Genomic DNA, 8,697 nt, shown 5'->3' on the forward strand with positions numbered 1-8,697 from the left:
CCCCGATTTATCGCCTCCGCAAGCGCTTCCTCGAATCAGCACTGACCTTCGCCGCGGCGCTCGCCTTCGCGTGCCCGTCGGTGGCTGTCGGCGCCGAGCTTCCGGCTCCGGTCACCGCCGCATTGAAGGACGCCGGCATCCCGCTGACCAGCGTCGGCATCGTCGTCCAGGGCGTTGACGCTTCGACGCCGTTGATCCGGCACAACACCGCGCAGCCGATGAATCCGGCATCGGCGATGAAACTCGTCACAACCTACGCCGCGCTCGAACTGCTCGGCCCGGCGTATTCCTGGAAGACGGAGGCGCTCGCCGACGCTCTACCTGCTAACGGCCAGCTCGGCGGGAATCTTTACCTGCGCGGCAGCGGCGACCCGCGGCTGGCGCTCGAGCACTTCTGGCAGTTGCTGCGCCAGTTGCGCGCGCGCGGCGTCGCCCGCATCAGCGGCGACGTGATCCTCGACCGCAGCGCTTTCGCCCTACCGCCGTACGATCCGGCGGAATTCGACAACGAGCCGCTGCGCCCGTACAACGCCGGCCCCGATGCGTTGCTCGTCAATCTCGCCAGCGTGCGCCTGACACTGCGCCCGAACACCGACCAGACGGCCGTGCAGGTCATCGCCGAGACGCCGGACGACGACCTGCGCATCGACAACCGCATCACCCTCACGCAGGACGCGTGCGGCGACTGGCGCGAACGAATCAAACCGGCGGTGGTCGGCGAAACGATCGGGATCAGCGGCAATTTCTCCGTACAGTGCGGCGAAAAGCCGCTCAACCTCTCGCCGTGGCCGGCCGACCGCCAGGTCGAGCGCCTGTTCCGCGCGCTCTGGCGCGAACTCGGCGGCACCCTCCAGGGCCGGGTGCGCGAGGGCCAGACGCCGCCCGCGGCAATCGGACTCGCCACGCAGGAATCGCCGCCGCTCGCCGAGATCGTGCGCGACATCAACAAGTACAGCAACAACGTGATGGCGCGCCAGGTCTTCCTGACCCTGGCTGCCGAACGGCCGGCCAACCCGGACGGCGCGCGTCAGCGCATCCAGGGCTGGCTGGCCGAGAAGGGCATGCCGATGCCGGAAGCCGTGCTCGACAACGGTTCCGGCCTATCGCGCAACGAGCGTGTTTCTGCCGATAGCCTCGCCCGGTTGCTGCTCGCGGCCTGGAAGAGCCCGGTCATGCCCGAGCTGATGTCGTCGCTGCCGCTCGCCGGCGTCGACGGCACGCTGAAGAAGCGCCTCGGCAACGGCGCCGCCGCCGGCCGCGCCCATCTGAAGACCGGCTACCTGGAGAACGTGCGTGCGATTGCCGGTTACGTGCTCGACAGCAGCGACAAGCGCTGGGTCGTCGTCTTCCTGATCAACGACGCGAAGTCGCGGCAGGGCAAGCCGGCGATGGACGCGCTGCTGCGCTGGGTGGCGGAGCGTTAAACCTGAAAACCTCACCGCAAAGGCCGCAAAGTAATCAACGCTTTGATGCCATTTGATCACGCAGCCCTTTTGGCTCTCTTTGCGAACCTTCGCGTCCTTTGCGCCTTTGCGGTAATAAAACCAAGCTTTCCAAGCTCACGGAAGCGGGCGATAGTCGCGCAGGAAGGCCTCGAAGTCTTCCACCGGCATCGGCCGGCCGATCTGGTAACCCTGCGCTTCGTCGCAACCGCGATCGCGCAGGAAGGCGAGCTGCTCGGCGGTTTCCACGCCTTCGGCGATCGTTTTCAATCCCAGACTGCGCGACAGGCCGATGATCGCCTCGACGATGGCCGCGTCTTCCGGGTCGGTCGACAGATCACGCACGAAGGACTGGTCGATCTTCAGCTTGCAGACCTTGAAACGCTTGAGATAGCTCAGCGACGAGTAGCCGGTGCCGAAGTCGTCGATCGACATGTGTACGCCGCGGTCGTGCAGGTCGTTCATCACGGCGATCGCCCCGAGCGGGTTGTCCATGGCCACGCCCTCGGTCAGTTCGAGTTCGAGACATTCCGGCGGCAACCCGAACTCTTCGAGCATCTGCGAGACAAGTGCGGGCAGGCGCGACTGGCGGAACTGGACCGCCGACAGATTCACCGCCATGACCATCGGCGGCAGGCCGGCATCCTGCCACAGCTGCATCTGGCAGATCGCCATGCGCAGCACCCATTCGCCGATCGGCAGGATGAGCCCGCTCTCCTCGGCAATCGGCACGAAATCAGCCGGCGACACGCGCCCAAGCTCGGGATGCGTCCAGCGCAACAGGGCTTCGACGCCGATCACGCGCCCGTCGACGAGCGAAACCTGCGGCTGGTAGTGCAGTTCGAGCTGGTCCATTTCGAGCGCGCGGCGCAAGGCGTTTTCGAGTTGCAGCGTGCGGTCGGAGCGCTCCTGCATCTCGCGCGTGAAGAAACGGAAGGTATTGCGCCCGCCCTGTTTGGCGCGGTACATCGCGGCGTCGGCGCACATCGACAGCGCGTCGTAGTTGTTGCCGTCGCCCGGATACAGGGCGATACCGAGCGAGGCCGTGACGTTCAGCTCGTGGTGTTCGATGTGGTATGGCGCGGAGAGCGCCTTCAGCACCTTTTCAGCCACATGCGCCGCCCCCTCGGCGCGGGTGCTGGGCAGGACGAGAATGAATTCGTCGCCGCCGAGCCGGGAGACCGTATCCTCGTCGCGCAGGACATGGCGCAAGCGCCCGGCGACCTGGATCAGCAATTCGTCGCCGATGCGGTGACCGAGCGAGTCATTGACGTTCTTGAAACGATCGATGTCCATGAAGATCAGCGCCAGCGATTCGGCGTTGCGTTCGACGCGGCTCAGTGCCTGGCCGACGCGATCGGCCAGCAGGCTGCGGTTGGGCAGGCCGGTCAGCGCGTCGAAATGCGCCAGCCGGTTAATGTGCGCCTCGTTCGCCTTGTGCGCCGAGATGTCGGTGACGATCGCGATGTAGTGGCTGACCTTGCCGTCTTCGTCGTGCACGCGGCTGACCGACGCGAGCTCGGGATACAGGTCGCCGTCCTTGCGCCGGTTCCAGAGTTCGCCGTGCCAGGAACCGTGCATCCCGACGCTTTCCCACATGGCACGCATGAACGATGCATCGTTGCAACCGGTGTCCATCACGGGCGGCGGCTTGCCGATCAGTTCCGCGGCGGCGTAGCCCGTCATCTTCACGTAGGCCTGGTTCACCATGAGGACGTTGTGCGTGGCATCGAAGATGATGATGCCTTCGGCGCTCTGTTCGAAGACGGCGGCGGCCAGGCGCAGCTGCTCGGCCGACTGCAAGCGCTCGGTGAGGTCGGTCAGGATGCAGTGCGTGCGCAGGAAGTTGCCGCCCCTGTCGCGCGCGATCTGCCCGTTGACCATCAGCAACCGGCGCGTGCCATCCCGGTGCAGAAAATGGAAGTGCAGGCCATCGACTTTTCCCTGTTGCTGGAACTTCGGAAGCTCGTTCTGCAGGGCCTTGATCGAAGCATCGGTCATGAAGTCACCGATGAAGCGCCCGATCACTTCCTCGCGCCGGAAACCGAGAAGATTCAGCCAGGCGTCGTTGACTTCGAGGATGTTGCCCTCGACGTCGAGCGACTGATAAGCCAGCGGCGCCTTCTCGTACAGCTCGCGGAAACGGCTTTCGCTCTCGCGCAGCGCGCGCTCCATCGCCCGCCGTTCCTCCTCACGTGCGAACAGCGTCAGCGCGAAGCTGATGTCCTGCGCCATCTTGATCAGCAGAATCTGTACCGCCTCATCGAAGGCGTTGGTCTCGCCGGCATAGAGGATGAAGGCGCCGACCACTTCGCCGTCGCGCGTCAGTGGCAGCGCCGCCGACGCGCGCCAGCCGGAGCGTTCGGCGCGCTCGTACCACGACTCGAGCGCCGGCTCGGTGAGGAAGTTCTGCACCCAGTACGGCTTGCGCTCACGCACGGCAGTGCCGGTCGGCCCGCGCCCCTTGGGCTGGTCCGGATCGATGGAAACCTGCAGCTCGCTCAGCAGGCCAAGATCATCGCCAAAGCTGAACGCTGGCCTCACGAGCAGCGTCTCCCGATCGAGCCGACCGACCCAGGCGGTCTTCATGCCGCCGTAGAGCACGGCGATACGACAGATTTGCGGAAAAAGCTCTTCCGCGCTATGCGAGCGGATGATCGCCTGGTTGCACTCGCTGACCGCGGCATGGGTCGCCGTCAGCCGCTGTGTCTTTGCTTCCGCCTGCTTGCGCTCGGTGATGTCCTGCATCGTTGCAAGAACGTGCTCGAGTTGTCCGTCGGCAGTGCGCACGCCGCGCACGTCCATCGACACGAAGACGACCGAGCCATCCTTGCGGATGAAGCGCTTGTCCAGCGTGTAGGCCTCGATCGAGCCATTCATCAGCTGCTCGAACTGCGCGAGATCCGCTGCCAGATCGTCCGGATGCGTCACGTCCACCCACGTCCTGGTCAACAACTCCGCGCGCGCATAACCGAGTATCTCGCACAGGCGATCGTTGCAGCGCAACCAGTTCCTGGAAGACGGAGAGCTGATCGCGACCCCGATGAACGGCAGGTCGTAGAATTGCCGGAGCACCTTGTCCGACTGCGCCCGCAACTCGAGTTGCACGGTACGCTCGCGCTGGCGCCAGAACAGAAAGATCACCGCACCGATCACCACCAGCGCGACCAGCGCGATCAGGCTGACCCAGAATGACAACTGCCGCAGCGGCGCCATCACCTCGCTGCGATCGAGCTTGGCCACGACAACCCATTCGGTCCCGGTCACCGGCCGGTAGGCCGCCAGCACGTCGACGCCACGGTAATCAATGCCTCGACCCACCCCCGAACGCGCCTCGTTGACGGCCGCGACGACCGGGTCGCCGGCCTGCGTCAGCGGCCGTCGCAGCGCCAGGCCGCCGCCCTTGAAGCCGCGCGGCTCGTTGATGAACAGCACCGAATCGCCCTCGCGCCGCACGAGCAGCGTCTCGCCGCTGGCGCTGGCCGTCGGCCAGTGCTCGACGAAGGGAAACAGGAATTGCTCCGGCCGTACGCTGAGCACCAGCCCGCCGACCGACGCGCGCTGGCCATCGCTCGCGAAGGCGACGAGCGGAACGAGGAAATCGAGGCGCAGCTGGCCGTCGCCGTCGGCGATCACTTCGCTGTGCCGCGCCTGGTGCATCTCCAGCGCCTGCGGCAGCAAGGCCGTCGTGTTCGCCACCGGGCCGCGAAACTTGCCGATCTCGAGCAAAGGTTTGCCGAGCGTATCCACCAGCAAGGCCGCTGCGTACTGGACCGGATCGACCGCGGCAATCAGGTGCGCGCGGACCGATTCGCGCACGGCACTGTCACCGCCGTCGTTCCTCAACGCGGCGACCTGCCGCACCAACCCGGCGGAGGACATGATCACGGCCCCGTCGTTCTGCCGCTCGTACAGCCAGTTCTCGATCTGGCTGGCCTTGAGGTCGGTAACGGCCTTCAGATTGGCAAAGGCTTCGCGCTCGACCTGCGGCTCGTGAACCTTGAGCACGACGAAGCCGGACAGGGGGACGAGCGAGGCAAGCGCAACGAGCAGCGCGGCGCGCGGGAAGGAACCGACGCGCTTGCGTCTGGCGCGGCGACGCGAAACGGCCGCGGCGCGGGAGATCGACGTTCCCCATTCCCGGAGGACGACGTAGAGCAGGCTGCTGGTTACGGCGACGAAGAGCAACCCCTTGGCGATTTCGATTCGCCCCTGCAAGACCGGGTCGTCGACGCTCATGTTCAGCAGGACGCCCGAAACGGTGATCCAGAGCGCGGCAAAGACCGCATAGAGCAAGGCGACACCAACGGGCGTCAGTCGCCGCTTGTCGCGCTGTGGATCAACTGACTGCATCATCAGGTGCTGCCCCCCGGACTTATGACATGCTGTTCAACCTTCGTCAGTATCGCATCATACGCCGCCCCGCCCCGGGGAAAAAACACTGCGCCATTCTTCCTCGCCGAATCAGCAGCCTACAGGCCGAGTTCGCCCCACAGCGCATCGACGCGCGCCTTGACCGCCGCGTCCATGACGATCGGCGTCCCCCACTCGCGCGTGGACTCGCCCGGCCATTTGTTCGTCGCGTCGATGCCCATCTTGCTGCCGAGGCCGGCGACCGGGCTGGCGAAGTCGAGGTAGTCGATCGGCGTGTTCTCGGCAATCAGCGTGTCGCGCGCGGCATCGACGCGGGTGGTCATCGCCCAGATCACTTCCTTCCAGTCGCGGATATTCACGTCGTCGTCCACCACGATGATGAACTTGGTGTACATGAACTGGCGCAGGAAGCTCCAGATGCCGAACATCACGCGCTTGGCGTGGCCGGGGTACTGCTTGCGGATGCTCACCGTCGCCAGCCGGTAAGAACAGCCTTCGGGCGGCAGGTAGAAGTCCGCCACCTCCGGATACTGCTTCTGCAGCAGCGGCACGAACACTTCGTTCAAGGCCACCGCCAGCATCGCCGGCTCGTCGGGCGGCTTGCCGGTGTAGGTGCTGTGATAGATCGGATTCTTGCGCATGGTGATGCGCTCGATGGTGAATACCGGGAACGTCGACTGCTCGTTGTAGTAACCGGTGTGGTCACCGTAGGGGCCTTCGAGCGCCGTTTCGTTGGGATCGATGAACCCTTCGAGGACGATCTCGCTCGAGGCCGGCACCTGCAGATCGTTGCCCAGGCACTTGATCAGCTCGGTCTTGGCGCCGCGCAGCAGCCCGGCAAACTGGTACTCGGAGACGTTGTCCGGCACTGGCGTCACCGCGCCGAGAATCGTCGCCGGGTCGCAGCCGAGCACCACCGAGACCGGGAACGGCTGCCCCGGATTGGCCAGGCAATGGTCGCGGAAATCGAGCGCGCCACCACGATGCGCCAGCCAGCGCATGATCACCTTGTTGTGGCCGATCACCTGTTGCCGGTAGATACCGAGGTTCTGCCGCGACTTCGCCGGTCCGCGCGTCACCGTCAGCCCCCAGGTGATCAGCGGCGCCACGTCGCCCGGCCAGCAATGCTGGATCGGCAGGCGCGACAGGTCGACGTCCGTGCCTTCCCAGACGATCTCCTGGCACGGCGCCGACGAGACGATCTTCGGCGACATGTTGAGCACCTGCTTGAACACCGGCAGCTTGTCCCACGCGTCCTTCAAGCCCTTGGGCGGCTCCGGCTCCTTGAGGAAGGCGAGCAGCTTGCCGACCTCGCGCAGCGCCTCGACCGATTCCTCGCCCATGCCGAGCGCGACGCGGCGCGGCGTGCCGAACAGGTTGCCGAGCACCGGCATCGAATGATTCTTCGGGTTCTCGAAGAGCACCGCCGGACCGCCGGCGCGCAGTACGCGGTCGCAGATTTCGGTCATCTCGAAGCGCGTGTCGATCGGCGTGCGGATGCGCTTCAATTCACCGATGCTTTCCAGTTGCGCGATGAAATCGCGCAGGTCGTGATATTTCATGAAGGAATCAATCCGGTCGGAATCAGGAAGTCGATGACGATGCCGGCGAAGATGCTGGCACCGACCCAGTTGTTGTGCAGGAAAGCCTTGAAGCAAGGCATCCGATCGCGGCCGCGAATCAAGGTGTAGTGGTAGCCAGCCAATCCGACCGCCCCGGCCAGTCCGGCGTAGAACGGCCAGCCCATATGCAGTTGGTAACCAACCCAGCCGATCAGCGCGAAAGTGATGGCGTAACAGCCCATCACGGCGGCGACGTCGAAACGGCCGAAGGTGATGGCCGAAGTCTTGATGCCGATCTTCAGGTCGTCGTCGCGGTCGACCATCGCGTACTCAGTGTCATAGGCCATCGCCCAGAAGACGTTAGCGAGCAGCAGCATCCACGCGTCAGCCGGAATCGTGCCGAGATTGACCGCATAGGCCATCGGGATGCCGAAGCCGAACGCCACGCCGAGGTAGGCCTGCGGCACCGCGAAGAAGCGCTTGGTGAAGGGATACGTCGCGGCGAGGAAGAGCGCCGCGACCGACAGCCCGACGATGTACCAGCTGCGGAACGGCAGGATGAGCAGGAAGGCGCAGAACGACAGCGCGCAAAAGAGGAGCAGCGCCTCCTTCGTCGATACTTTGCCGGCGGCGAGCGGCCGCGCCTTGGTACGCTCGACGTGCGGATCGAAGTCGCGGTCGGCGAAGTCGTTGATCACGCAGCCGGCCGAGCGCATGAGCACCGTGCCGAGGACGAAGATCCACACGACCATCCAGTTCGGCCGCCCCTGCGCGGAAAGCCATAAGGCCCACAGCGTCGGCCAGAGAAGCAGCAGTATCCCGATGGGTTTGTCGAGCCGCATCAGCCGCTCGTATTGGCCTAGCTTGTAGCGTATTTGAGTTATATTTTTCACAGGAAGCCGAAAATGGGAACAATCAGAAAACGTGGAGATTACCAGTTCCAGGCGCAGGTTCGGCGGACAGACTATCCGCCGCAGTCCAAAACCTTCAACACAAAGAAGGACGCCGAAAAATGGGTGCGCGCGATTTCGGCATCCCGTTGCCGATGGGCAACCCCGTCCCGGCGCATCGGTTCGCGCGCCGACAGTCAACAATGCGCGGGAAAGGCGGCTGGAGGCCGGCGAGGAGTCAAGATTGTTGGCGGCACTCGACGCCAGTCATGGGCGGCACCTTATATCAGTCGCGCTGCTCGCGCTCGAAACGGCAATGCGACGCGGCGAGCTGCTCGCGTTACGGTGGGAGCATGTCGACCTGAAACGACGGGTTGCGCATCTACCGGAAACGAAGAACGGCAAGTCGCGCGACGTGCCGTTATCTAG

Annotated in this window: 5 protein-coding genes; 2 read left to right on the plus strand and 3 right to left on the minus strand. The window is 64.8% G+C overall.

Annotation, left to right across the window (positions count from 1 at the left end; genetic code table 11):
* Window positions 1–1,424, plus strand: a 1,424-nt coding sequence (dacB, locus tag KBA32_RS10535) for a D-alanyl-D-alanine carboxypeptidase/D-alanyl-D-alanine-endopeptidase (RefSeq protein WP_367113773.1), incomplete at its 5' end; no start/stop codon positions are given.
* Between the two features lie 135 nt (window positions 1,425–1,559).
* Here the strand turns inward: dacB and KBA32_RS10540 are convergent.
* The 3 genes from KBA32_RS10540 to ubiA all read right to left on the minus strand — a co-directional run bounded on the left by KBA32_RS10540 (window position 1,560) and on the right by ubiA (window position 8,262).
* Window positions 1,560–5,798 (minus strand): EAL domain-containing protein, encoded by a 4,239-nt coding sequence (locus KBA32_RS10540; protein WP_294358593.1) that lies wholly within the window; start codon window positions 5,796–5,798, stop codon window positions 1,560–1,562.
* 116 nt (window positions 5,799–5,914) lie between these two features.
* Window positions 5,915–7,378 (minus strand): 4-hydroxy-3-polyprenylbenzoate decarboxylase, encoded by a 1,464-nt coding sequence (gene ubiD / locus KBA32_RS10545; protein WP_294358595.1) that lies wholly within the window; start codon window positions 7,376–7,378, stop codon window positions 5,915–5,917.
* Window positions 7,375–8,262 carry a 4-hydroxybenzoate octaprenyltransferase gene (gene ubiA / locus KBA32_RS10550; protein WP_294358608.1) on the minus strand — a complete coding sequence of 296 codons (888 nt, stop codon included), beginning with the start codon at window positions 8,260–8,262 and terminating at the stop codon, window positions 7,375–7,377. Before ubiA ends, ubiD begins: the two co-directional genes overlap by 4 nt.
* Window positions 8,263–8,515: 253 nt before the next feature.
* Between ubiA and KBA32_RS10555 the strand changes: the two genes are divergently transcribed.
* Window positions 8,516–8,697: tyrosine-type recombinase/integrase (locus KBA32_RS10555; RefSeq protein ID WP_294358598.1), on the plus strand; the 182-nt coding region annotated here is incomplete at its 3' end.

This window comes from Propionivibrio sp., assembly GCF_017995515.1.
Classification (GTDB): Bacteria; Pseudomonadota; Gammaproteobacteria; order Burkholderiales; family Rhodocyclaceae; genus Propionivibrio.

Coding starts and splice junctions, on each gene's coding strand:
- KBA32_RS10540 (WP_294358593.1), bottom strand. CDS start 5,798: ATGATGCAGTCAGTTGATCCACAGCGCGACAAGCGGCGACTGACGCCC.
- ubiD (WP_294358595.1), bottom strand. CDS start 7,378: ATGAAATATCACGACCTGCGCGATTTCATCGCGCAACTGGAAAGCATC.